The sequence below is a fragment of the Noviherbaspirillum aerium genome, from assembly GCF_008929045.1.
Lineage (GTDB): Bacteria > Pseudomonadota > Gammaproteobacteria > Burkholderiales > Burkholderiaceae_D > Noviherbaspirillum > Noviherbaspirillum aerium.
Window position 1 is genome coordinate 168304 of sequence record NZ_VFAH01000004.1, and the last position, 25363, is coordinate 193666.

The window sequence follows — 25363 nt, forward strand, 5'->3', positions numbered from 1 at the left end:
TGGTTTGAGTAATCAGTTTGAATCCGGGGTAGCGTTGACGACGCGGTTGCGTCCAGCGTCCTTTGCGACATAGAGCGCGGTATCGGCACGGCTGATCAGTTCTTCGGTAGTCGCTGCCGGAAACAAATCCGACGAGGCGACGCCCGCACTGATCGTCAGGTTCAGCGTGACGCCGTTAATCACTTCCGGCTGGGAAGCGATCGCCGCCCGCATGCGCTCCGCCACTGTCATTGCGGTGGCATGCGAGGCGCCCGGCAGGACGATCAGGAATTCTTCCCCGCCGTAGCGGCCCAGCGCTTCCTGCGGACGGATACAGGAACGCAGGCGGCTGGCCACCTTGACAAGGACTTCATCGCCGGCCGGATGACCGTAGGTATCGTTGATCTTCTTGAAATGGTCGAGGTCGGCAACGATCAGGCCAAGCGGCAAACCGAGCTTGTCGCAGCGTATCGCCTCGATGGTCAGAATGCGCATGATCGCGCCCCTGTTCCATGTCCCGAGCAAGGGATCGATCAGGGACTTGCGGCGCAGGTTCTTGTTCTTTTTCTGAAGCTCCAGTTGCGAGGCATTCAGCATGCGCACTTCCAGCTCCCGTTCGACCAGCCCCGCAAGGTCCGCCAGCGTCTGGCGATCACTTTCGGCAAACCCAGTGCGCGGCGCATGATCGATCAAGCTGATGGTGCCGACAAGCGTCGCGTCCTGCCTGTAGATCGGGTGTGATGCATAAAAACGGATATGCGGCGCGCCGTTCACTGAAGGATGGTCCTTGAGCGAGACATGCCGGCCGGCGTCGTGCACGACGACGAGCTCCTCCGAGGGAGCGATGTCATGGCAAAACGCCGTCGCGCGGTCCATCGCCGCCGACGAAGTGTCCATGACCGGATTGACCGCATTGTCATTGTTGAATGTGACAATGCAGTCGGCCACATTGAACAATTGTTTGCCGATGCGGCGGATACGCAGGAGCTGGGGATCGCTGCACGAAGTCAGCCCGGCCTGCTCCGACGGGGCGACCGTGGATTCGAACTGCAGCGGAGCGGCCGTTGTGCTCATGAGGATCCCCGTTCCGTGATCCGGTCAGTCGGCACGGTAGTTCGGTGCTTCCTTCGTGATCTGCACGTCATGCACATGGGATTCGCGCATGCCCGCCGAGGTAATCTCGACGAACTCGGCCTTTTCCCGGAATTCATCGATCGACGCACAGCCGCAATAGCCCATCGAGGAGCGCACGCCGCCGACGAGTTGGTAAAGAATCGCCAGTACGCTGCCCTTGTAGGGAACACGTCCTTCGATACCTTCGGGGACCAGCTTGTCGGCATTGTTGGCCGAATCCTGGAAATAGCGGTCGGCCGAACCTTCCGCCATCGCGCCCAGGCTGCCCATGCCGCGATAGGATTTGTAGCTGCGACCTTGGAACAGGATCACCTCGCCCGGGGCTTCTTCGGTACCCGCGAACATGCTGCCCATCATCACGCTGGAAGCGCCCGCAGCCAATGCCTTGGCGATATCGCCGGAGAAGCGGATGCCGCCGTCGGCGATGCAGGGAATATTCGTTCCCTTGAGCGCTTCGGATACATTCGAGATCGCCGTGATTTGCGGCACGCCGACGCCGGCCACAATGCGTGTCGTGCAGATGGAGCCTGGACCGATACCAACCTTGACGCCATCGGCGCCATGCTCGGCCAGCGCAATCGCCGCAGCCGCCGTCGCGATGTTGCCGCCGATGACGTCGACTTGCGGATAGTTGTTCTTGACCCAGCGCACGCGGTCGAGCACGCCTTTCGAATGGCCGTGCGCAGTATCGACGACGATCACGTCCACCCCTGCCTTGACCAGCAGATCGATGCGCTCGTCATTGTCAGCGCCCACGCCGACTGCAGCGCCGACACGCAGCTTGCCATGCTCATCCTTGCAGGCATTCGGATGCTCGGTGGCCTTCTGGATATCCTTGACAGTGATGAGGCCGCGCAATTCGAAAGCGTCGTTGACGACGATGACCCGCTCGAGTCGATACTTGTTCATCAGCCGCTTGGCTTCGGACAGTTCGGCCCCCTCCTTCACGACCACCAGCTTTTCGCGCGGCGTCATCTTTGCGCGCACTTCCGCATCAAGCTCTTCCTCGAAACGCAGGTCGCGGTTGGTGATGATGCCGACGACGGTCTTGCCTTCGACAACCGGGAAGCCGCTGATGCCGTGCTGTTCCGACAGCGCAATGACATCGCGGATGCGCATGGTCGGCGGGATGGTGATCGGGTCGCGCACCACGCCGGACTCGAAACGCTTGACCTTGGCAACTTCGCGCGCCTGCTCCTTGGGCTTCAGGTTCTTGTGAACGATGCCGATGCCTCCCTCCTGCGCCATCGCAATTGCCAGACGGGCTTCGGTCACCGTGTCCATTGCCGCAGACAGCAAGGGTATGTTCAGGGTGATGTTGCGCGACAGGCGCGTTTTCAGGGATGTATCTTTGGGGAGGATGTCGGAGTGTGCCGGCACGAGCAGCACGTCATCGAATGTGAGTGCTTTTTGGAGGAGACGCATAGTAATTCCTATAGGCGCAAAAGCGAATTATACAGAAAAGCTTGTTTGTCGTCGCCTTTGAAACGGATCGCGGCTGGAGATATGGGGCATCGTTTCGCCCCGAAACAGAAGGCGATGCGAGTGATCGGCCGCTCGACGCACGGCCGCGTGCGATGCGATCCGTCACCGCGGCTGCAAGAGAAGCCGCGCATGCAATACGCCTGTTCGCAATCGGCCACAACTTCACACGGCTTGCGAAGCTCCTGGCTTTGCTTCATTGACAGCGCCACCAAAGCATGGCGAAATCCGGTTATGTCTTATCTGCAAGGACTTCAATGACTACCCCCTTACATCGTCGATGCTTCACCGGCGCCATGTCGCTCATTTTCCTCGCTGTCTGCGGCAGCGCCGCCGCACAGTACGTCTGGCTCGACGAGAAGGGAACCAGGCAGTTTTCCGACCGGCCGCCGCCCTCATCGGTTCCTGCCGCCCGTATCCTGAAGCAGCCTGGCGGCATCTCTTCGGCGCCAACCGCCGCGCAATCATCCGCCCCCGCCGCTCCTGCCGAAAAAACAACGGCGGAGAAAAATGCTGAATTCCGCAAGCGCCAGTTGGAGCGTGAGGAAAAGGAAAAGAAAACGGCAGAGGAAGGGAAGCTGGCCGCCGACAAGGCGAGGAACTGCGAACGGGCGCAAGAGTATCAGCGCAGCCTCGAAGCCGGCGTACGCATCAGCCGGACCGAAAGGAATGGCGAACGCTCCTACTTGTCGGACGAACAACGCGAGCGCGATCTGAACGAGACGCGGCGCATGCTGAGCGAGTGCAAGTCATAGGAACACTATGCGAGCGGCGCGTGGCGTGGCTGACGGAAGGGAAAATGCCGCTGGCTCAGGCTTCGCGAGCCTTCTTCCCGGCGCGGCGACGACGGGCATCCTTCGGATCCGCGATCAGCGGACGGTACACTTCCACCCTGTCATGATCGCGCAGCACCGTATCGAGAGTCTTCAATTTGCCGTAAATGCCTACACGCGCTGTATCGATGTCGATCTCCGGCACCACCTGCAGCAAGTCGCTGAGCTCGATTGCACGCCTGAGAGTCATGCCTTCCTGGACGCGCAGTGCCTTGAGGAACTGCCTGTCAGGCAATGCGTAGCAGACTTGAACGCTGATTTCACCCATAAACCGCCTCGGCCCGCTTGCTGAAGGAATCGACGAAGCTGTTTGCAATCATATTGAAGACAGGCCCGATCAGGCTTTCGAGCATGCGGCTGGAAAACTCGTAATGCAGCTCGAAATCGATCTTGCAGGCATCTGCACGCAAGGATTTGAATGTCCATTGGCCATGCAGCTGCTTGAAAGGTCCCTCAAGCAGCACCATCTTGATGGATGTCGGCGGAGAATTGGTGTTTTCGGTGGAAAATGATTGCTTGACGCCATGGTAGTTGATCCTGATGGACGCAATTACCTTGTTTCCCTCGCGCGAACGCACTTCCGTGCCGCCGCACCAGGGCAGGAATTTCGGGTATTCCTCGATGTTGTCCACCAACGCGAACATCTGCTCCGCGCTATAGCCGAGCAATACGGATTTATGTACGACAGCCATTGAAAATACCGTTTGATAAAATACGAACCCTTAATTTTAACTGAGCGCCTTCTTTCCCACACTCATGAGCATTATCGATAATAAAAAAGCCTTCCATGACTACTTCATCGAGGAACGCTACGAAGCCGGCATGGTGCTCGAAGGCTGGGAGGTCAAGTCGATTCGGGCCGGCCGTGCGCAATTGAAGGAAGCCTATGTGATCGTACGCCAGGGTGAAGTCTTCCTGTTCGGCTCCCACATCAGCCCTCTTCCGACAGCATCCACGCATATCTCTCCGGACCCTGTGCGCACGCGCAAGCTTCTGCTGAACGGCGAGGAAATCAAAAAGCTGATTGGCAAGGTTGAACGGGCGGGATACACGCTGGTGCCGATCAATCTTCACTACGCCAAGGGCCGCATCAAATGCGAGATCGGCCTTGCCAAGGGCAAGAAACAACATGACAAGCGCGAGAGCGACAAGAAGCGGGATTGGCAGCGCGAACAGCAGTCCATTCTGAAGCAGAACCGCCGCTGATATTTCTCCGGCAAAGCCAGCTTCAATCACGCAGCATCACGGTGTTTTCGAAGGAAAGGCATCATCATCTTGAGCCCGGCCGACGAGGGATTACGTCTTCTGCTGCGACTTGACTACATGCATGGCACTCGCAATCAGGCCGCTGATGTCGCTCATGTTGGCCGGGATGATGATCGAGTTATTTGTTTTCGCGAGCTGCGCGAACGCACCGACATATTGCTCCGCGACCTTGAGATTGACGGCATCGGCCCCGCCCGGCTCGCGTATCGCCGAAGCGGTCTGACGAATGGCTTCGGCGCTGGCTTCCGCAATCGCCAGGATTGACGCCGCCTGCCCCTGGGCACGATTGATCGCCGCCTGCTTTTCCCCTTCCGAACGCGCAATCGCGGCCTCGCGTTCTCCGCTGGCAATGTTGATCTGTTCCTGCCTGCGCCCTTCGGATGCGGCGATCAATGCCCGCTTCTCCCGCTCAGCCGTGATCTGCGCCTGCATCGCATGCAGGATTTCCTTCGGCGGCGTCAGGTCCTTGATTTCGTAGCGAAGCACTTTTACGCCCCAGTTCGACGCGGATTCGTCAATGGCATTGACGATGGCTTTATTGATGTGGTCCCGTTCCTCGAATGTCTTGTCCAGCTCCATGCGGCCGATGACCGAACGCAGGGTGGTCTGCGCGAGCTGGGTGATAGCGGCAATATAGTTCGATGAGCCATAGGAGGCACGCATCGCATCCGTTACCTGAAAGTACAGGATGCCATCCACTTGCAGCTGGGTATTGTCCTTGGTGATGCAGACCTGGCTCGGCACATCCAGCGGGATCTCCTTGAGCGAGTGCTTGTAGGCGATGCGATCGACGAAAGGAAGCACGATATTCAAGCCCGGGCCCAGCGTGGAATGATATTTTCCAAGGCGTTCCACGACCCAGGCGTGCTGCTGCGGTACGACATTGATCGTCTTGATGACGAACACCACAGCGACAATGAACAGGACCAGACTAAACGTTCCGAAACTGAGTTCCATGGGGTTTCCTTTTGTTGATCAGTTCTTGTTGTGGATGGGAGTGGAAACGATAAGCCGGCTGCCGCGGATTTCGCGGATGACGTAAGTACCCGTGGCGGCCGAGTCTCCTTCTTCCAGCTCGACATCCCACAGCGCACCGCGATACATTACCCTCGCCCGCCTCGGCGTTCCGTGCTCGGGGCTCCATTCGCTTACCTCGACCATCTGTCCGATGTCCAGATTCACATTGGGGTCCCGTGCCGCTTCACTACGGCGTACCCGTCCCCATCGGCTACGGCGCAGAACAAAGGTACAGATGATTCCGACGACCGCCGCGACAGCGAACTGCATCGGGCGCTGCTCTCCGGCCAGCGCGACAAGCGCAGCGGATGCCATTCCCAGCGAAATCATCAACAGGTAAAAGGTGCCGCTGAACATCTCTAAAATCACAAGGCCGCCCGCCAACATCACCCAGATCATCCAGTCCGTCATAAGACCTCCGACATTGCCATTCAGTCATCATTGTAGATAATAAAAAGCCCCCGGAGTCAAAAGACTGCGAGGGCTACAATACAACAAAGTACAGCTGTTTTTGTTGGTTGTTGTTCAGCAACAAACAGGCGTTAGTCTAAACGAATTGCGCTCCGCTTCCTATCAGTTCTTTGTGAGTAGCATCAAGATTTGCATGATTACAACAAGATAGTGCCGAACAGCAAAAAACAAAACGCGGGACGAACCCGCGCTTTGTGTGGGGAAGGCGTTACCTCACTCTGGAGTCACCTGCTCCGCATGCGACCGGAGCCTAGCTGTTCGCTGCGAGCTTCTGCCAAGTATCGATCACGGTATCGGGATTGAGGGAGATGGAGGCAATCCCTTCCTTCATCAACCATTCAGCGAAATCCGGATGGTCGGATGGCCCTTGGCCGCAAATGCCGATGTACTTGCCCTGAGCACGGCAGGCGTTGATTGCCTGGGACAGCAACGCACGCACCGCATCATCACGTTCATCGAAATCGGCCGCCAGCAATTCCATGCCGGAATCCCGGTCGAGGCCCAGCGTCAACTGCGTCAGGTCGTTGGAGCCAATGGAGAAACCGTCGAAGTGTTCGAGGAAGCGCTCAGCCAGGATTGCATTGGAAGGCACCTCGCACATCATGATGAGACGCAAGCCATTTTCGCCGCGCTTGAGACCGTTCTTCGCCAGCAGGTTCACGACTTTCTCGGCCTGGCCAAGCGTGCGAACGAACGGCACCATGATTTCGACGTTGGTCAAGCCCATGTCATTGCGAACGCGTTTCATGGCGGCACATTCCATCTCGAACGACTCGGCGAAGTCTTCCGCCAGATAACGGGCAGCACCACGGAAGCCGAGCATCGGGTTCTCTTCATCCGGTTCGTAACGGGAACCGCCGATCAGCTTCTTGTATTCGTTCGACTTGAAATCCGAGAGTCGAACAATGACGGGCTTTGGCCAGAAGGCAGCTGCGATCGTAGCGATGCCTTCGGCAAGCTTGTCGATATAGAACGCTTTGGGCGAAGCATGGCCGCGGGCCACCGATTCCACCGCTTTCTTCAAATCCGCGTCGATGTTCGGATATTCCAGAATCGCTTTCGGATGCACGCCGATGTTGTTGTTGATGATGAACTCGAGGCGGGCAAGGCCGACGCCGCCGTTGGGAATCGACTGGAAGTCGAAGGCGAGCTGCGGATTGCCGACGTTCATCATGATCTTCAGCGGCAGGGATGGCAGTTCACCGCGCGATACTTCGGTGACTTCCGTTTCCAGCAGGCCGTCGTAGATCTTGCCTTCGTCGCCTTCGGCACAGGAAACGGTCACCAATGTGCCGTCCTTGAGCATGTCGGTTGCGTTGCCGCAGCCCACGACCGCCGGGACGCCGAGTTCGCGCGCAATGATCGCCGCATGGCAGGTACGGCCGCCGCGATTGGTCACAATGGCCGACGCACGCTTCATCACCGGTTCCCAGTTGGGATCGGTCATGTCGGCGACCAGCACATCGCCCGGCTGCACCCGCTCCATCTCCGAAGGGTCATGGATCACGCGGACCGGACCGGCCCCGATCTTCTGGCCGATCGCACGGCCTGAAGCCAGCACCGTGCCACTGCCCTTCAGCTTGAAACGCTGCTGCGCATCGGTAGCCTTCTGCTGCGACTTCACGGTCTCCGGACGCGCCTGGAGAATGTACAGCTTGCCGTCGCGGCCATCCTTGCCCCACTCGATATCCATCGGCCGGCCGTAATGCTTTTCGATGATCATCGCGTATTTCGCGAGTTCGACAATTTCCTGGTCGTTCAGCGAGTAACGGTTGCGCAGTTCGATAGGCACGTCAACGGTCTTGACCGAGCGGCCGGCCTTGGCCTCGCCGGTGAACTCCATCTTGATCAGCTTGGAGCCGATATTGCGGCGAATGATGGGCAGTTTCCCCTGCTCCAGCATCGGCTTGTGGACATAGAATTCGTCGGGATTGACCGCACCTTGCACCACGGTTTCGCCGAGGCCGTAACTGGAAGTGATGAACACCACATCCTTGAAGCCGGATTCGGTATCCAGGGTGAACATGACGCCGGCTGCGCCGACATCGGAACGCACCATGCGCTGCACGCCCGCCGACAGCGCCACTTCCGCATGAGTAAATCCCTTGTGCACGCGATAGGAAATCGCACGGTCGTTATACAGGGAGGCAAAGACATGCTTGATGGCTTCCAGCACGTTATCAATGCCGACGACGTTCAGGAAGGTTTCCTGCTGGCCCGCAAAGGATGCATCGGGAAGATCTTCCGCGGTTGCCGAAGAACGCACGGCAAACGACATTTCCGCGGACGACTCGGCCACCAGGCGCTGGTAGAACTCGCGGATTTCCTGTTCCAGGCGGGGCTGGAACGGTGTTTCGACGATCCACCGGCGGATGTCCGCACCGGCCTGGGCGAGCGCGCGCACATCATCAATGTTCAGCGATTCCAGGCGGTCCGCAATGCGCTGGGCAAGCGTAGCGCCGCCATTCACACTGTGGCCGAGGAAGTCGCGGAAAGCCTGAGCCGTGGTGGCAAAGCCACCAGGCACGCGTACGCCGGCACCGGCGAGCTGACTGATCATCTCGCCGAGCGATGCGTTCTTGCCGCCGACGGACTCCACGTCCGTCATGCGAAGGTTTTCAAACGAAGCTACGTAGGTAGCCCCCTGGGTTGCCCCGGTTGGTACTGCGTTGGACATAACTGCACCTGTTTTGATGATAAGAAATCTGCATATGCGCCCTCGCCGCCCGGATCTTTTTGTTATTCTTCATGGGCAGGATGTTGGTCATGAATTAATCGTCATTTTACAGTGTGCAACAGCATCCTGCCGTACACAAAGTAGAACTATTCGTTGATCTATCTTCAATCTGATTATGCCAGACTTGCCTGCACACCAACTGCCGCCGCCAAACCGCACCGTATTTTTCGTGTCGGACGGCACCGGCATCACTGCCGAAACCTTCGGTCATTCCGTTCTGACGCAGTTCGAACTGCGATTCAAGGAGGTCCGCCTGCCGTTCATCGATACCCTGGACAAGGCATACGACGCCGTACGCGACATCAATCAGGCGTTCGAACACGACGGCAAGCGACCGATCGTATTCTCCACTCTGGTCAAGGCGGAACTGTCGTCGGTGGTGCGCCAGTCCAAGGGAATGCACATGGACCTGATCCAGACGTTCGTGGAACCGCTGGAGCAGGAGCTGGGCGTAAAGTCGACGCATACCATCGGCCGCAGCCACAACATTGCCGACTCCGATGAATACAAGAACCGGATCGAAGCAATCAACTTTTCGCTTGCCCATGATGACGGGCAATCGAACCAGAATCTTGCCGCCGCCGACGTCATTCTTGTCGGCGTGTCGCGCTCCGGCAAAACGCCGACCAGCCTTTACCTGGCGATGCAGTACGGTGTGAAGGCTGCGAATTATCCTTTGATTCCGGACGACTTCGAGCGCAACAAGTTGCCGAGCGCCCTGCTTTCGTACAAGAAGAAGCTGTTCGGCCTGTCGATCGCGCCCGACCGTCTGGCGGAGGTGCGCAATGAACGCAGGCCGGGAAGCAAATATGCGGCGATGGAGCAGTGTCGTTACGAGGTGAATGAAGCGGAAAAGATGATGCGGCGCGAAGGTATACGCTGCGTGTCCTCCACCGCCAAATCCATTGAGGAAATTGCAACCATGATCCTTCAGGAGATCAAGTCGGACAAGCGCGCATACTGATCCTCGCAACCTGAACCGACCACGACCATGGGCCGCCTCGGCCCCTCAGCGCCCGAGGCGGCCTTTTCATTTGCAAAAGAATATTTTGCACCCCCATGCGGAACCTTACGGCAAACTTACAGGTCGACTGTAACGAAAGTACGGATCAAAAGGGGGTCATATGGATCTGGTACTCATAGAGATTGTGCTGTGGGTGGGTCTTCTGTTTTTCTTCTGGGCGCTAAAGGAAGGTCTGGGGCATGTCGAGTCCGATATCGAAGCCTTGAGCCTTGCGCGGCAAGGCCGCGGCGTGAATGGCGGCACGCAATCCTTGGGTTTTCACAAGGCGGAGCGACTGGCGGAGCCCATCGGTTCCTACCGGGATGCGCAGATATACCGCTATGCGGTGATACAGGGACGCACTTACCAGTTCGACCGCGTCTGTCCTGTGGATAGCGGCGCAACGATTGATGCCGACGAGCGTTGGCTGGCTCCAGGCCTTGTGTACCAGGAGTGCACCGACCGAGGTCAGGTACCGCCCGCCCAAGTCTGATGCACGCATGCATGAAGCGCGTCAGCGCGCGCTTTTCTGCCTGACCTGCTCAAAGAAGCAGATAGCTGCGCTCGCGGCCACATTGAGTGACTCGACTTTACCGAGATGAGGAATGGCAACCTGATGGGTTGCTTCGGCCAGCAGTTCCGCAGAGACGCCCTGTCCTTCATGCCCAAACAGCCAGGCGACGGGACGGTTCAGATCCATGTCGAAGACTCGTTGGCTGGCATGCGAGCTGGTTGCCAGAACAGGCACGCTTGCATCGGAAAGCAGGCTGTGCAGATCGACGTTCTCATGGATTCTGAGCAGGAAATGCGCTCCCATGCCTGCTCTCAAGACCTTGGGCGACCAGGCAAACACCGTTCCCTTGCTACAAAAAACATGGCCGATACCGGCTGCCGCCGCGCTGCGCAGGATTGATCCCATGTTTCCCGGATCCTGCAGGTTGTCGAGCAGGACGGCGGACACGTTCAGCTGACGTGGCATCTCCTCCTTGGGAGTCTCAACCAGGAACAGCACCCCGACTCCGTTCTCTACCTGGCTCACAGCCTGGTACAAGGCATCTGGCAGCATTACGCAGGGTACATGCCGCGCTTCGCATCGCGCCAGCAGTGCGGCCACCTCATGCAATTGCCGCGAACTTTCACTGACGACACATATCACCGGCGCTCCGGCCTGCTCCAGGTAGACCTCGCAAAGATGGACGCCGTCGAGCAGCGTGCGCCCCGCCTTCCTGCGCGCCTGCGAACTGGTCGCCAGTTGCTTCAATTCCTTGTACAACGGGTTGTCGCGAGAAGTAATGCTTTTCATGTCAGGCCTTGGTCTCCTGCCCCAGCAGGTTGCGCACCGGAGCATAGGAACGTCGATGCACCGGCGATACCCCATGCAACCTCAGGCGCTCCAGGTGCATGGCGGTCGGATAGCCTTTGTGCTGATCGAATCCATACATCGGATATTGCTGATGCAGGCTCATCAACGAGGCGTCGCGTGCCGTCTTGGCCAGGATGGACGCAGCGGAGATCGCAGACACCTTGTCGTCTCCCTTGACGATCGCCTCGGAGCGGATCGGCATGACCGGACAGCGATTGCCGTCGATGAGCGCCAGCGTCGGCACAATGTGCAGGCGTTCCACGGCGCGGCGCATCGCCAGCATCGAAGCATGCAGGATGTTAAGTTCGTCGATCTCGGCCTCGGTACAGAAGGCGACCGCCCATGCCAATGCGTTGGACTTGATTTCCTCGGCCAGGACATCGCGTCGTGCCTCGCTGAGTTTCTTGGAATCGCGCAGTCCGGACACCGGTCGAGCCGGATCGAGGATCACTGCCGCGGCATACACTGCGCCGGCAAGCGGGCCCCTGCCCGCCTCATCGACACCGCAAATGATGTCGTCGGCATTGTTGAAAAGTGAGAGGCTGATCTCGTCATGCTTCATGGGCCCGCTCCGAAAAACCGATCAAGCGCAGTACCGCCTGCGCGCTTTCCCTTGCGCTGTCACGCAGCAGTGAATGATGCATTTCGACGAAGCGCTGCTGAAGGCGCTGGCGAAGCCCGGCATCCTCGAGTTGCTTGCCCAATGCATCGGCCAGCGCCTGCGGAGTGGCCGCGTCCTGCAGCAGTTCCGGCACGAGGAACTCGCGCGCCAGAATATTCGGCAAGCCGACCCAGGGTTGATATCCCATATGCCGCATTACTTCCCATGACGCGCGCATCATCTTGTAACCAATCACCATTGGCTTCTTGAACAGCGCCACTTCCAGTGTTGCCGTACCCGATGCAACGAGCACCGCGTCCGCCGCCGCAATCGCCGCATGCGATTTGCCGGCAATGATCTGGAGCGGCACTTCGCCGAGTCCCGCGCTTGTCACCAGTGACCGGAAATAGTTCTGCTGGCGATCGCCTGCCATCGGCACGACAAAGCGTATTGACGGATCCCGCCGGTGCAGGATGCGTGCCGCTTCGATGAACGCGACCGTGTTGTATTTGATTTCCGACAGCCGGCTCCCCGGCAGAATGGAAATCACGGGCGCATTCGCCGGAAGGTTCAATTCCGCCCTCGCTGCAGCCACATCCGGCGCCATCGGAATGACCTCGGCGAGCGGATAGCCGACATATGTCACCGGAATGCCGGCCTTGCGATAAATTTCCTCTTCAAAGGGGAAGACGACAAGCATATGGGACACGGCCCGCGCTATTTTCTTGATGCGCCCTCCACGCCATGCCCAGATCGACGGGCTGATGAAATGCATGGTCGGGATGCCCGCCCCGCGCAACTGCGCTTCCAGTCCGAAGTTGAAATCCGGTGCATCAACGCCGATGAATGCAGCCGGTCTTTCCTTGATGAGCTGATCCCGCAAGTCGTTCTGTATTCCCTTGATTTCCCGGTAATGCGCAAGCACTTCGAACAGGCCGCGCACGGACAATTTTTCCATCGGCCAGTCGCTGCGAAACCCGTATTCGGCCATGCGGGAACCGCCTATGCCGTGGATATCCGCATGGGGAAGATGCGGCCGCAGTCCCGCCAGCAGGCGGCTGGCGAGCAGGTCGCCGGAACTCTCTCCGGCAACCATGGCGAGCGACAGTTTATCGGACGATGCCACGGGTGGTCGTATCGAGAAATTCACGCAGCAGGCGCAAGGGTTCGGCCGAGGCCGGCGACTGCGCCTGGGCCTGGTCAAGCGCCGACTTGGCCTCTTCCAGCGTAAGGCCGGACTTGTAGATCAGCTTGTACGCATTGCGCAAGTCATTGATCTGCTCGCGGGTGAACCCCCTGCGCTTGAGGCCTTCGATGTTGATGCCGTGCGGCTCTGCCGGATTCCCTGACAGCAGCACAAACGGCGGAACATCCTGGGTCAGGCTGGTATTCATGCCGACAAAGGCATGGTCGCCGATCTTGCAGAACTGATGGACCGCGGCGAATCCGCTCAGAATGACCCAGTCGCCCACATGAACATGTCCTGCCAACGAGGCATTGTTGGAAAACACCGTGTTGTTGCCGACGCGGCAGTCATGGGCAAGGTGCACATAGGCCAGCATCAGATTGTCGTTGCCGAGCGAGGTGATGCCCTCATCCTGAGCCGTGCCGAGATTGAAGGTGCAGAATTCCCTCACGGTGTTGCGGTCGCCGATGAGCAATTGCGTCGGCTCGCCCGCATATTTCTTGTCCTGCGGTGGACCGCCGATCGAGGAAAACTGGAAGAACCGGTTATCCGTGCCGATCGTGGTATGTCCGTCGATGACGACGTGCGGACCGACGCGGGTCCGCGCGCCGATCTTCACATTCGGTCCGATGACGGAATAAGCGCCAATCTCGACCGTGTCGTCGAGCTCCGCGTTCGGATCGACGATGGCGGTAGGATGGATTATCGTCATTACTGCCCCGCTGGCTGACTCGCGTCCGTGGCGCTGCGCATGGTGCACATCAGTTCGGCTTCCACCGCAACCTGGCCATCCACCGTGGCTTGCGCCTTGTATTTCCAGATGCCGCGTGCGGTACGCAGGATTTCGACCTGCATCCTCAGCTGATCACCTGGCTCCACCGGGCGCTTGAAGCGCGCACCGTCGATCCCGACAAAATAAACGACGCTGTTGTCGTCAGGCTTCTGTCCCATCGTGAGGAACGATAGCAGGGCCGCAGTCTGTGCCAGTGCCTCGATCATCAGCACGCCGGGCATCACCGGCTTGTGCGGGAAATGGCCATTGAAGAACTCTTCATTGACAGTCACGTTCTTGATGGCGGTAATCGATTTGCCGGACTCCCAATCCAGCACACGATCAACCAGCAGCAAAGGATAACGATGCGGCAGATATTGTTTGATCTGATTGATGTCGAGCGTTTTCATTACTTCTAGCGTTTCCATTACTTTTCTTGTGTAAGCGTTTTGATGGTTTTTTCCAGCTCGCGGATTTTCTCACGCATTGTTCCCAGATTGCGCACGATGGCGGCGGTTTTTTCCCAGTCCGCGTTTTTTGCCAGCGGGTAAAAGCCGGTATATTGGCCGGGTTCGAGAATGGAGCGCGACACCATGCTCCCGGACGAGATATGTACATTGTCGGCGATGGTGAGATGCCCGAGCACCATTGCGGCGCCGCCAAAGGTGCAATATTTGCCGATCTTGGCGCTGCCGGCGACACCCACGCAGCCGGCCATGGCGGTGTGCGCGCCGATATGGCAGTTGTGTCCGATCTGGATCTGGTTATCGAGCTTGACGCCGTCTTCAATCACCGTATCGCTCAAGGCGCCGCGGTCGATGGTGGTATTGGCGCCGATTTCTACGTCATCGCCAATGATCACCCGCCCGGTCTGGGGTATTTTCACCCATGCGCCCTTCTCCTTGGCGAAGCCGAAACCGTCCGCGCCGATGACTGCGCCTGAATGAACGATGCCGTTACGGCCGATCTGACAGCCGGCATGGAAACTGACGTTGGCATGGAAATGCGTCCCTTCTCCGACAACCGCCTCCCTGCCCACGAAGCTTCCCGCGTCAACGACCGCTCCGGCGGCGATGCGCGCACCGGCCTCCACGGTGACATGCGGCCCGATGCTTGCAGAGGGATCGACCTGTGCATCGGGATGCACGCTTGCTGCGGGGTGGATCCCCCGCTGGACTGGAATTGCGGATTGCTCGGCAAAGAGCTGCGCAACCCGGGCGAAATAGGCGTAGGGATTGTCCGTGACAATGCGCGCGCCACCGTAGGCATGCTGCAATTCGCCATCATCGGCGGGAGAAAGGATGAGCGCTGATGCCTTAGTCTGCGCGGCCGAGGCCCGCAGCTTGGAATTTGACAGAAATGTGACGTGGGATGCATCGGCGGTGTCGAGCGGCGCAATGCCGGACACCTCGATTTCCGCATTCCCGAATAGTTGGCCTCCCAGGCGTTCGACCAACATGCGCAGCCGATAGCTCATTGCGGCCCTCTTCTGGTGATGGAAATGTCATTCGACCGGATGGGTCTGGCAGATGATCCCGTGACTTTGAACAGCGCGTCACCGTCGACCTGATCCGGCAGGCTGCGCCAGCGCAGCCGCGATATGTTCTGTTGCCCGCGATCAATAGCGCATCAGTGATTGAATTGATGCTGAATGGATGCGGCGATTATTTGTTCAATGCTTTGAGTACCTTGTCAGTAATGTCGATGCGCGGGCTGGCATAGACAGCTTCCTGAAACACGATATCGTATTTCTCGTTTTCGGCAATCTGCTTGATGACCTTGTTGGTACGTTCCAGAACGATGGCCAGTTCCTCATTGCGGCGCTGATTCAGATCTTCGCGGAACTCGCGCTGCTTGCGCTGGAAATCCTTGTCCAGATCGGAAAGCTCGCGCTGCCGCTTGAGGCGATCGGATTCCGCAAGAAGCGCCGTATCCTTGTCCAGCCGATCGGACATGGACTTGAGACGGGCGGCCATTTCCTGCAGTTCCTTCTCGCGCCTGGAAAATTCCTGTTCGATTTTGGCCTGGGCTGCCTTGGCGGGAGCGGCTTCGCGGAAAATGCGCTCGGTGCTGACGAATCCCACGCGGGACTCCTGCGCCTGAACGCCGGCCAGCGGAAGCGCCAGCGCCGCGAAAACCGCGATTCGCCCAAGCCGTGCTGATATTGTCATTGGAAACCTCAAGATCGTTCTCCGCAAATCAAATTACTATTATGCCATCAGTGCGTCAGAACCCGGTGCCGAGCTGGAACTGGAAGCTTTGCTTGCGATCGTCTTCTTTCTTGTTCAACGGCACACCGAAGCTCAGCTTCAACGGACCGATCGGCGATACCCAGCTGATACCGGCGCCGACCGAATAGCGCAAATCCGAGACCTGGAACTTGGCGCCTTCAGCGAATACATTGCCGGCGTCAAAGAACGTGAACCAGCGCAAGGTACGATCATTGCCCGAACCGGGGAACGGGAACTGCAGTTCCACGTTGGCGATAAGACGGGAGGCCCCGCCCAGAGGATCGCCGTTCAATGCGCGCGGGCCGAGCGACGATCCTTCGTAACCGCGCACCGAACCGATACCGCCGGCGTAGAAATTCTTGAAGATGGGATACGGCTTTCCTCCTAGGCCGCGGCCATAATCGATCTCGCCGTTCAGTGCCAGCGTGATGGCACGCAGGACGGGAGTGAAATACTGATGCTGGTAAACGGCACGGTAATATTTCAGGCTGCCGGTTGGCGCGACCTCGAAATTGACGCGCTGGTAGCGTCCGGTGGTCGGCACCAGAGCGCTGTCCCGGCTGTCACGCTGCCAGGCGGCTGTGAGCGGGAAGCTGGTCGTGGTGGCTTCGACGCCGTTGCCGAAATCCTGCACGTAGCGCTTGTAGAGCTCCGGGCTGTCATTGAAGCCGGGCACGCCGGTATAGGTGGTTACCTGGGTCCGTTCCACGCCGGCGCCGAAGAAGACGGTATCAACCTCGGAAAACGGAACACCGAACTTGACGTTGGCACCGGTCGTCTTGACCACGTAATCCCCGGTATTGACTTCCGGCGGACGGGTCGTGCGCAGGAACAGCTCATAGCTGCGGCTGACGCCATCATCGGTGAAGTATGGCGTCGACTGCGTCAGCGCGATGGTGCGGTTGCGGCGGCTGGTATTGACGTCGACACCGAGCGTGTTGCCGCTGCCGAAGGCGTTCGCCTGCTGAATCGAGCCGGTCAGCATCACTTTCTCGCTGCTGGAGAAACCGGCGCCGAGAAGAATGTTGCCGGTCGGCTTTTCCGCCACCGTCATGTTGAGATCGACCTGATCCGTCGTGCCGGGCACCTCCGGCGTTTCAATGCCGACTTCCTTGAAGTAGCCGAGACGGTCGACCCTGTCACGCGACAGCCGGATCTTTTCGCCGTCGTACCAGGAATTCTCGAACTGGCGGAATTCGCGACGGACCACTTCATCGCGGGTTTTCGTATTGCCCGCGACATTGATGCGTCGTACATAAACCCGCTTGCCGGGATCGATCAGGACCGTAAAGCTGACCTCACGCTTCTCGCGGTTGATTTCCGGGTTGGCGTTGACGTTCGCGAACGCGTAGCCGAAATTGCCCATGCGCTCGGTGATCTTCTTGACGCTTTCCGCCAGCTTTTCGCCGGAATAGACATCGCCGGGCTTGAGCTGAACCAGCGGGCGCAACTCCTCTTCACGGCCCAGCATCTCGCCTTCAAGCTTGACGCCGGCAACCGTGTACTTCTCACCCTCATTGATGTTGATGGTGATGTAGATGTCCTTCTTGTCCGGCGTGATCGATACCTGCGTCGACTCGATCTGCATCTCGAGATACCCGCGATTCAGATAGTAGGAGCGCAGCGCTTCGATATCGCCGGTGAGCTTCTGCTTCGAATACTGGTCTGCCTTGGTGTACCAGGTGAACCATCCGGGCGTACGCAGGTTGAGCAGGCTCAGCAATTCCTTTTCCGAAAAGGCCTTGTTGCCGATGATATTGATCTGCTTGATGCGGGTCACTTCGCCTTCGTCGACGGCAAAGCTGATATTGACGCGATTACGCTCGATTGGCGTGACCGTGGTGGTGATCTGCACTCCGTACAGGCCGCGGGACAGATACTGGCGCTTGAGCTCCTGCTCCGCACGGTCCACCAGGGCGCGGTCGAAAATCCGCGACTCCCCCAGGCCGATGTCCTTGAGAGCCTTCGTCAGCTGGTCTTTTTCGAATTCCTTGGTGCCCGAGAAGTCGACGCCTGCGATTGCAGGCCTTTCCTCGATCATGACGACCAGGACATCGCCTTCCACTTCGATCCGCACATCCTTGAAGAAGCCGGTGGCATAGAGCGCCTTGATCGCGGCCGCACCCTTCTCGTCGGTATAGGTCTCGCCGACGCGTACCGGCAGGTAGCTGAACACGGTACCCGCCTCGGTACGCTGAATGCCTTCGACCCGGATATCCTTGACGGTAAAGGGATCGACAGCCAATGCGCTACCGGCGCAAAGGGCAAATGCGGCTAGAGCGATGAGACGACGAGGGAAAAATGACTGGGAAAGGCGCTCGGATTGTAATTTCATCGGGTATTTTGTAATCAAACTCCCCGCCGATGCGCCTTTGGGCAGACCAGCCGGGACTCAGGACATGAGCCGCACAATGTCGTTGAAGACGGCAACTGCCATCAACGTCATCAGAATGCCCACTCCTGCACGCTGGGCCATCTCTCCGAACCGCTCGGGTAAAGCGCGTCCGGTCAAAAGTTCCAGCGAATAATACAGTAAAAGCCCCCCGTCTAAAACCGGAATTGGGAGCAGATTCATAACGCCCAGGCTGATGCTGATGAACGCAATGAACGTGAGATAGCTGATGATACCGATGCGTGCAGTCTGCCCCGCATAGTCGGCGATTGTGATCGGACCTGTGATGTTCTTCCAGGAAACTTCACCGATGAGCATTTTACCAAGCATTTTGAGCGTAAGTACGCTTGTATCCCAGGTCTTGGTAACGGCCCGCCCCAATGCGGTGACCGGCGCATCGCTTGCAAGGATCATTTCGGGCGCCAGTGGCACCTCCACCTTGATACGCCCGATGGTCTGATCATTGCGGCTGAAGGCTTCCGGGGTTACCGTCGTACTGAACTCCTGGCCATTGCGGATGCCCGTCAAACGGAGAGTTTGCCCGGGCGAGCCGCGCACCAGTTCGACGAACGCCAGACCATCGGTGATGGCATTGCCGTTGACCGACGTGATCAGGTCGCCTTCGCGCAAGCCGGCGCGCGTCGCCGGGCCATCCTCGACGACACGCCCCAGTACCGCCTTCGGACGCGCCAGATCCAGACCAAGCTTGCCAAGAAAATCGCCCTCGAGATCCGAGGTTTGCAAGCGGTCGAGGCGTAAAGTAAGGGTTTCGTTCAGCGATCCTTTCGCATCCGCAGGATTCGGGCGCTGAACCTCGAGGCGAACCTGGTGTTCTTCGAGTGCGAGCTGCAGGACCTTCCAGCGCAGGTCAGACCAGGTACTGACGGCTTCCCCATTGATGGATGTGACCAGTTCGCCGCCGCGCAGGCCTGCTTCATAGGCTGCCGTGGCGGTTGGAACCTCCCTGAGCCGGGCGGTCGGCTCGGGCATGCCGTAGATGTAAAGTCCTGCAAAGACCGCTATCGCGAGCAGAAAGTTGGCAAGCGGCCCGGCGGCCACGATGGCGATGCGCTTCCATACCGACTGCCGGGTGAACTCGCGCTTGAGATCTTCAGGAGGCAGGGTACTGATGTCCTGCTCCCGCGCATCGAGCATCTTGACGTAACCGCCGAACGGCAGCATCGAGACGGCCCATTCGGTCTGGTCCGGGCCGAAGCGGCGCGACCAGACGATTTTTCCCATGCCAACGGAAAAGCGCAGCACCTTGACGCCGCACCAGCGCGCCACCCAATAATGCCCAAGTTCATGAACCACGACCAGAACAGCAAGGGCCACAAGAAAAGCAAGCACTGTTTGCAGCAGACTCATACTGACCGCCTATGAAATGTAAGAATGGGCAAGCGCCCTCGCCCGCCCGTCCTGTTCAATGAGCGCTTCGATATCGGACATCTCGTCGTGAGGGAGCTCATCCATCACGCGACTGATGATCCTATCGATCATTCGAAAACCGATTTTCCCGTCAAGAAATGCTTGGACCGCTACCTCATTGGCCGCGTTCAGTATGGCTGGCGCGGTCCCGCCGGCCGAAAGCGCATCATAAGCCAGTTTCAGGCACGGGAAACGATCGAAATCCGGACTTTGAAACGCCAGCTGTCCGATACGGACGATATCCAGCGGCTCGACGCCGGACGCGATGCGCTCGGGATAGGCCAGGGCATGAGCGATCGGCGTACGCATGTCGGGATTGCCCAGCTGGGCAAGCACGGACCCGTCCACATACGACACCATGGAGTGAATCACGCTTTGGGGATGGATCACGACTTCTATCCGATCCGCAGGCGCACCGAACAGCCAGTGAGCCTCAATGACTTCGAGGCCCTTGTTCATCATGGTGGCGGAATCCACGGAAATCTTGCGGCCCATGACCCAGTTCGGATGTGCGACCGCCTCTGCCGGAGTGACGCTTTCAAGCGTCTCGACCGACCGCTTCAGGAAAGGTCCGCCGGAAGCGGTCAGCAGTATCCTGGCAATCCCGTGCTGCTCCGGCGTACGGCGATACGACTGCGGAAGACATTGAAAAATCGCATTGTGTTCGCTGTCGATGGGAAGCAGCGTCGCGCCACTGCCGGACACGGCATCCATGAACAGCCTGCCGGACATGACGAGCGCCTCCTTGTTGGCAAGAAGCACCTTCTTGCCCGCCTTTGCTGCGGCCATCGTGGGGGCCAGACCCGCAGCGCCGACGATGGCTGCCATGACGGTGTCGCAGCCTGGCGCGCTTGCCACTGCACAAAGTGCGGCTTCCCCATGGTCGACGTCAATGCTGAGTCCCTTGGCGTCCAGCAGCCTCGACAGGCGCAATGCCGCGTCGGCATGTCCGACGACGGCCACCTGCGGCCGGAAACGCATGCACTGCTCCGCAAGTTCTTCGACCTTCTGGTACGCGGTCAACGCATACACCCGGTAGCGATCAGGATGGCGCTCAATCACGTCCAGTGTTGAAGCGCCGATGGAACCTGTCGCGCCGAGTATTGTGATGTGCTGCATGCTGCCTTACCTGTATAGAAACTAGAGCCATGAACCGAACAATACCGCAATCGGCAGTGTCGGTATCAGGGCATCGATCCGGTCCAGTACGCCGCCGTGGCCGGGCAAGAGATTGCTGCTGTCCTTCATGCCGGCGCGACGCTTGAGCTGCGACTCGAACAGGTCGCCGACGACACTGAAGGCGACGATGACGGTCATGACGACGATAAAGCCGGGCCAGCCCCAGCGCGCCAGGATCTGGGCGGCAAAGGTACCCTCTAACGAGGGATGCAGGGTCGATGCGCCTGCGATGACGAGAACCGCGATCCAGCCGCCGATGGCGCCTTCCCAGGATTTGCCCGGCGAGATCGATGGCGCAAGCTTGCGCTTGCCGAAGGCCTTGCCAGCGAAGTAGGCGCCGATATCCGCAATCCAGACCAGGGCCATGACCGACAGGAGGTACAGCGGTGATTGCTGGAACAGTACGGTGATGGCAATGAAGCTGGCGAGAATGGTAATGCCGTAGATACCGTTCAGGAGCCGATTCCCTAAAGCCTCCATCGGCGGCAAGCCGAACTTGAGCGACGGGATCAGGCGGACCAGCCATATCGCGGCGCTCAGCATGAAAAGCAGGCGAGCGGAGTCGGCATTGCCGGTATAGAGCAGGTAAAGAAAGACCCCGGTCCATATTGCCGCGCCGATGACCGGCTGGCGGTTATGGAAAAGGCGAAAGCTTTCCCAGGAAGCCGCGGCGAAAAATGCCGCGGTGACCAATGCGAAAAACAGGAAGGACTTCGAATACAGTACAGAAAGCAATACCGCCAGCAATACCACTGCGGTAATAACTCGCGTCCTCAGCATCAGGACGCCTTCTTCTGTTCGATCACCTGTGCGCTGGTACGTCCAAAACGGCGTTCGCGTTGCTGATAAGACAACACGGCTTCGTCCAGCGCTGCGCCATCGAAATCCGGCCAGTAGGTTTCAGTGAAATAAAATTCGGTGTACGCCAGTTGCCAGAGCAGGAAGTTCGAGATGCGCTCTTCCCCGCCGGTGCGGATAAAGAGGTCGGGCTCGGGGGCATAGGCCATTGCCAGGTGTTCAGCCATCTGCTCTTCGCTGAAGTCGCTGCAACCGGGGTTCGCGGCCACCATCTTGTTGACCGCCTGCATGATGTCCCAGCGGCCGCCGTAATTGGCGCAAATGGTGACGGTCAGACGTGTGTTGTTTGCGGTTCGACGCTCCGCGTTGGCGATCAGCTGGCGCAGCTTCGCATCGAAACGGCTGAGGTCTCCAACCACCTTGAGCCGTATGTCATTTGCGTGCATTTTGGCGACTTCGCGCTCCAGCGCCGTGACGAAAAGTCGCATCAGCAGCGATACCTCTTCCGCAGGCCTGCGCCAGTTTTCCGAGCTGAAGGCGAACAGCGTCAGATACTCGATACCCCGTTCAACGCAGGCTTCCACCATGGTTCGTACGGTTTCCACGCCCTTTGCATGTCCGGCGACACGAGGCAGAAACCGTCTGGTTGCCCAGCGCCCGTTTCCGTCCATGATGATGGCGACATGCCTGGGCATGATGGACACTTCGGGTACTGCTTGCGTTGAGCTTTTATAGGTCATGTGATGGCTTAAGCGAAATAAGTTTGGTTATGACGAATGGCCGGTGAAGCAAACCTGCATCTCCTCCCGAACCGCCCATCGCCGCTGGAACCATGTCTGTGCTGCTGATGGTACTAACGCATATTGCGGCGTACCACCTCGCACCACGGCATGGCGCCGTCGCCTCCGCCTCATTGCTTCTGCCGAAGCCAATGAGGCTTGCCGCCTTCACCGTACTTGCAAACTTATACGGTCAGCAGTTCTTTTTCTTTTTCTGCAATCATTTTGTCAACTTCCGCAACGAACTTGTCGGTCAGTTTCTGAACCTCGTCCTGTGCGCGACGCTCGTCGTCTTCCGAACAGGCCTTGTCCTTCAGCATTTTCTTCAAGGCTTCGTTGGAGTCGCGGCGGATATTGCGAATGGCGACCTTCGAATCTTCGCCTTCGCCCTTGACCATCTTGACGATTTCCTTGCGGCGCTCTTCAGTGAGCGGCGGCGTGGGAACGCGGATCAGGTCACCTTGGGTCGATGGGTTGAGGCCAAGGTCGGATTCGCGGATCGCCTTCTCGATCACGGCCACCATTTTCTTTTCCCACGGCTGGACGCCGATGGTACGCGCATCGATCAGGGTGACATTGGCAACCTGGCTGATCTGCGTCGGCGAACCGTAATAGTCGACCTGGATATGATCCAGGATGCCTACGTGCGCACGACCGGTACGAACCTTGGCGAGATCGGCCTTCAGCGTCTCGATCGACTTTTGCATTTTTTGTTCGGCATTCTTTTTGACGTCAACGACTGTCATGCTGCTCTCCTCAGTTGCAACGAGTAAGACTCGATTTATACGTGAACCAATGTCCCCTCGTCATCGCCCATGATCACGTTTTTCAGGGCGCCCGGTTTAACGATGGAAAACACCTTGATCGGCAGCTTTTGATCGCGGCAAAGCGCGAACGCAGTCGCATCCATGACTTGCAGGTGCTTGGCAATTGCTTCATCGAAGGTGATGGTCGAATAGCGCGTCGCATTGCGGTCCTTGTTGGGATCCGCGCTGTAGACGCCGTCGACCTTGGTGGCTTTCAGCACGATTTCCGCGCCGATCTCGGACCCGCGCAGTGCCGCAGCGGTATCGGTCGTGAAGAACGGGTTGCCGGTTCCGGCTGCGAACACGACAATCTTTCCTTCCTCGAGATACTGCAGCGCTTTCGGGCGCACATAGGGCTCGACGACCTGCTCGATGCTGATCGCCGACATGACGCGCGCCGTAATACCGACCTGACGCATGGCATCCGCCAGCGCCAGCGAGTTCATCACGGTTGCAAGCATGCCCATGTAATCCGCCGTTGCGCGATCCATGCCTTGCGCACCCGGCGCGACGCCGCGAAAGATATTGCCGCCACCAATCACAATTGCCAGCTCCACTCCCAGCCTGGCCACTTCAGCCACATCCGCCACCATACGCTCAATGGTCGAACGGTTGATGCCGTAGGCGTCATCGCCCATCAGCGCTTCACCCGAGAGTTTAAGGAGGACGCGCTTGTAAGCTGGTTTTGTCATGGGCTTGGACTCCTAATCATTGTCCGATTCAAGATGAAATCATTCCGTTTCCGGAGATCATCTTCGAAAAGCCTTCATGAAGCTCCAGATTAGATGAAATCCGGCGGTACGGGGGTGCGTTACTATTGACGAAACTTAAATCAATGTCATTTGGCAATAAAACGAGGGGCTCATTCCATTGCGGGCGTTTTGAACGCGCCTATCGATTGATAGTAAGTCCCGCTCAAGACCTGCTGCTGCAAGGTGAACATTATGATATCGGTTCACCTACAAAAACGGGCCTTTCGGCCCGCTTTTTATTACGCCTGCTGCTTAGGCCTGCTTGGCCGCAGCAACTTGTGCGGCCACCTCGGCTGCAAAGTCGTCCTGCTTCTTTTCGATGCCTTCGCCGACAACAAACATGGTGAATGCCTTGACCGAGGCGTTCGATGCCTTGAGCATCTGCTCAACGGTCTGCTTGTCGTTCTTGACGAACGGCTGATCAAACAGCGATACCTCTTTCAGATACTTCTGAACGGTGCCTTCGACCATCTTGGCAACGATATCCGCAGGCTTGCCGGACTCGGCTGCCTTTTGCGTCGCGATCGAACGCTCTTTCTCGATCAGGTCTGCCGGAACGTCCTTTGACGACAGCGCGACCGGCTTCATCGCAGCAATGTGCATCGCGACGTCCTTGCCGACCTGCTCATCCGCGCCGTCGAACTCCACGAGGACGCCGATACGCGTGCCGTGCAGGTAGGAAACCAACTTCGAACCGGTTTCGTAGCGCTTGAAGCGGCGGAAGGACATGTTTTCGCCAATCTTGCCAACCAGGGCGGCACGCACTTCTTCCAGCGTCTTGCCGTCGATGGTGAGTGCCGACAGCGCGGCCACGTCAGCCGGATTGTTTTCAGCAACGAGTTTCGCAGCAGTGTTTGCCAGCGAAATGAAATCTTCGTTTTTGGTAACAAAGTCGGTTTCGCAATTGACTTCCACCAGCGCGCCTACGCCACCGGAGATAAATGCCGCGACCACGCCCTCGGCAGTGATACGGGAAGCCGCCTTGGATGCCTTGCTGCCCAGCTTCACCCGCAGGATCTCTTCCGCGCGAGCCAGATCGCCTTCCGCTTCAGTCAGCGCCTTCTTGCATTCCATCATCGGCGCGTCGGTTTTCGCGCGCAGTTCGCCCACCATCGCTGCGGTAATTGCCGCCATGTCATTCTCCTCAATTCAAT

At 58.4% G+C, this 25363-nt stretch carries 26 protein-coding genes; 4 read left to right on the plus strand and 22 right to left on the minus strand.

Annotated features, from left to right (window positions below; translation table 11 throughout):
• Positions 1-12: 12 nt before the first annotated feature.
• A complete protein-coding gene (locus FH061_RS08325; protein ID WP_151634885.1) occupies positions 13-1053 on the minus strand; it encodes a sensor domain-containing diguanylate cyclase in 1041 nt (346 codons plus the stop codon).
• 24 nt (positions 1054-1077) lie between these two features.
• On the minus strand, positions 1078-2538 hold the full coding sequence (guaB, locus tag FH061_RS08330) for an IMP dehydrogenase (protein WP_151634887.1): 1461 nt from the start codon (positions 2536-2538) through the stop codon (positions 1078-1080).
• A 314-nt stretch (positions 2539-2852) separates the two neighbouring features.
• On the opposite strand from guaB, the gene FH061_RS08335 reads away from it, so the two are divergent.
• Positions 2853-3350, plus strand: a complete 498-nt coding sequence (locus FH061_RS08335; RefSeq protein WP_225984543.1) for a DUF4124 domain-containing protein — start codon at positions 2853-2855, stop codon at positions 3348-3350.
• Positions 3351-3405: 55 nt separating this feature from the next.
• On the opposite strand, the gene FH061_RS08340 is transcribed toward FH061_RS08335, so the two are convergent.
• Both FH061_RS08340 and FH061_RS08345 read right to left on the minus strand, forming a co-directional pair.
• Positions 3406-3696 carry an RnfH family protein gene (locus tag FH061_RS08340; protein WP_151634889.1) on the minus strand — a complete coding sequence of 97 codons (291 nt, stop codon included), beginning with the start codon at positions 3694-3696 and terminating at the stop codon, positions 3406-3408.
• Positions 3689-4120, minus strand: a complete 432-nt coding sequence (locus tag FH061_RS08345) for a type II toxin-antitoxin system RatA family toxin (RefSeq protein ID WP_151634891.1) — start codon at positions 4118-4120, stop codon at positions 3689-3691. The genes FH061_RS08340 and FH061_RS08345 overlap by 8 nt, the downstream gene beginning before the upstream one ends.
• A 64-nt stretch (positions 4121-4184) precedes the next feature.
• On the opposite strand from FH061_RS08345, the gene smpB reads away from it, so the two are divergent.
• Positions 4185-4634 carry an SsrA-binding protein SmpB gene (smpB, locus tag FH061_RS08350; RefSeq protein WP_151634893.1) on the plus strand — a complete coding sequence of 150 codons (450 nt, stop codon included), beginning with the start codon at positions 4185-4187 and terminating at the stop codon, positions 4632-4634.
• 90 nt (positions 4635-4724) lie between these two features.
• Here smpB and FH061_RS08355 read toward each other — a convergent pair whose 3' ends face one another.
• The 3 genes from FH061_RS08355 to ppsA form a co-directional block, all read right to left on the minus strand.
• On the minus strand, positions 4725-5651 hold the full coding sequence (locus tag FH061_RS08355) for an SPFH domain-containing protein (protein ID WP_151634895.1): 927 nt from the start codon (positions 5649-5651) through the stop codon (positions 4725-4727).
• A gap of 18 nt (positions 5652-5669) precedes the next feature.
• Positions 5670-6122, minus strand: a complete 453-nt coding sequence (locus FH061_RS08360) for an NfeD family protein (protein ID WP_151634897.1) — start codon at positions 6120-6122, stop codon at positions 5670-5672.
• Positions 6123-6432: 310 nt separating this feature from the next.
• A complete protein-coding gene (ppsA, locus tag FH061_RS08365; protein WP_151634899.1) occupies positions 6433-8859 on the minus strand; it encodes a phosphoenolpyruvate synthase in 2427 nt (808 codons plus the stop codon).
• Positions 8860-9034: 175 nt separating this feature from the next.
• Here ppsA and ppsR point away from each other — a divergent pair, with 175 nt between their 5' ends.
• Complete coding sequence (gene ppsR / locus FH061_RS08370) at positions 9035-9883, plus strand: posphoenolpyruvate synthetase regulatory kinase/phosphorylase PpsR (RefSeq protein ID WP_151634901.1); 849 nt, start codon at positions 9035-9037, stop codon at positions 9881-9883.
• A gap of 160 nt (positions 9884-10043) precedes the next feature.
• Entirely contained in the window at positions 10044-10415 is a 372-nt protein-coding gene (locus tag FH061_RS08375) for a hypothetical protein (RefSeq protein ID WP_151634903.1), read from the plus strand.
• 21 nt (positions 10416-10436) lie between these two features.
• On the opposite strand, the gene FH061_RS08380 is transcribed toward FH061_RS08375, so the two are convergent.
• The 15 genes from FH061_RS08380 to tsf all read right to left on the minus strand — a co-directional run bounded on the left by FH061_RS08380 (position 10437) and on the right by tsf (position 25343).
• Positions 10437-11225, minus strand: a complete 789-nt coding sequence (locus FH061_RS08380) for a TrmH family RNA methyltransferase (RefSeq protein ID WP_151634905.1) — start codon at positions 11223-11225, stop codon at positions 10437-10439.
• Position 11226: 1 nt separating this feature from the next.
• On the minus strand, positions 11227-11847 hold the full coding sequence (gene rnhB / locus FH061_RS08385) for a ribonuclease HII (protein ID WP_151634907.1): 621 nt from the start codon (positions 11845-11847) through the stop codon (positions 11227-11229).
• Positions 11837-12982 carry a lipid-A-disaccharide synthase gene (gene lpxB, locus FH061_RS08390; protein WP_151635251.1) on the minus strand — a complete coding sequence of 382 codons (1146 nt, stop codon included), beginning with the start codon at positions 12980-12982 and terminating at the stop codon, positions 11837-11839. The genes rnhB and lpxB overlap by 11 nt, the downstream gene beginning before the upstream one ends.
• Before the next feature lie 13 nt (positions 12983-12995).
• Positions 12996-13784 (minus strand): acyl-ACP--UDP-N-acetylglucosamine O-acyltransferase, encoded by a 789-nt coding sequence (lpxA, locus tag FH061_RS08395; protein WP_151634909.1) that lies wholly within the window; start codon positions 13782-13784, stop codon positions 12996-12998.
• Positions 13784-14254, minus strand: a complete 471-nt coding sequence (fabZ, locus tag FH061_RS08400; protein ID WP_151635253.1) for a 3-hydroxyacyl-ACP dehydratase FabZ — start codon at positions 14252-14254, stop codon at positions 13784-13786. The genes lpxA and fabZ overlap by 1 nt, the downstream gene beginning before the upstream one ends.
• 17 nt (positions 14255-14271) lie before the next feature.
• A complete protein-coding gene (gene lpxD / locus FH061_RS08405) occupies positions 14272-15321 on the minus strand; it encodes a UDP-3-O-(3-hydroxymyristoyl)glucosamine N-acyltransferase (RefSeq protein ID WP_151634911.1) in 1050 nt (349 codons plus the stop codon).
• A 187-nt stretch (positions 15322-15508) separates the two neighbouring features.
• Positions 15509-16015: an OmpH family outer membrane protein gene (locus FH061_RS08410; protein WP_151634913.1), complete on the minus strand. Its 507-nt coding sequence runs from the start codon at positions 16013-16015 to the stop codon at positions 15509-15511.
• 55 nt (positions 16016-16070) lie between these two features.
• Positions 16071-18410 carry an outer membrane protein assembly factor BamA gene (gene bamA / locus FH061_RS08415; RefSeq protein WP_151634915.1) on the minus strand — a complete coding sequence of 780 codons (2340 nt, stop codon included), beginning with the start codon at positions 18408-18410 and terminating at the stop codon, positions 16071-16073.
• Positions 18411-18467: 57 nt separating this feature from the next.
• Positions 18468-19835: an RIP metalloprotease RseP gene (gene rseP / locus FH061_RS08420; RefSeq protein ID WP_151634917.1), complete on the minus strand. Its 1368-nt coding sequence runs from the start codon at positions 19833-19835 to the stop codon at positions 18468-18470.
• A 9-nt stretch (positions 19836-19844) separates the two neighbouring features.
• Positions 19845-21014 (minus strand): 1-deoxy-D-xylulose-5-phosphate reductoisomerase, encoded by a 1170-nt coding sequence (gene ispC, locus FH061_RS08425; protein WP_151634919.1) that lies wholly within the window; start codon positions 21012-21014, stop codon positions 19845-19847.
• A 21-nt stretch (positions 21015-21035) separates the two neighbouring features.
• A complete protein-coding gene (locus FH061_RS08430) occupies positions 21036-21854 on the minus strand; it encodes a phosphatidate cytidylyltransferase (protein WP_151634921.1) in 819 nt (272 codons plus the stop codon).
• The gene (gene uppS / locus FH061_RS08435; RefSeq protein WP_151634923.1) at positions 21854-22612 is read right to left on the minus strand and encodes a polyprenyl diphosphate synthase; all 759 of its coding nucleotides are present in this window, start codon (positions 22610-22612) and stop codon (positions 21854-21856) included. The genes FH061_RS08430 and uppS overlap by 1 nt, the downstream gene beginning before the upstream one ends.
• Positions 22613-22836: 224 nt before the next feature.
• A complete protein-coding gene (gene frr, locus FH061_RS08440) occupies positions 22837-23397 on the minus strand; it encodes a ribosome recycling factor (protein ID WP_151634925.1) in 561 nt (186 codons plus the stop codon).
• Positions 23398-23432: 35 nt separating this feature from the next.
• Positions 23433-24149, minus strand: coding sequence for a UMP kinase (gene pyrH, locus FH061_RS08445; protein ID WP_151634927.1), 717 nt, complete (start codon positions 24147-24149; stop codon positions 23433-23435).
• Between the two features lie 312 nt (positions 24150-24461).
• The gene (gene tsf, locus FH061_RS08450; protein WP_151634929.1) at positions 24462-25343 is read right to left on the minus strand and encodes a translation elongation factor Ts; all 882 of its coding nucleotides are present in this window, start codon (positions 25341-25343) and stop codon (positions 24462-24464) included.
• Positions 25344-25363 lie beyond the last annotated feature (20 nt).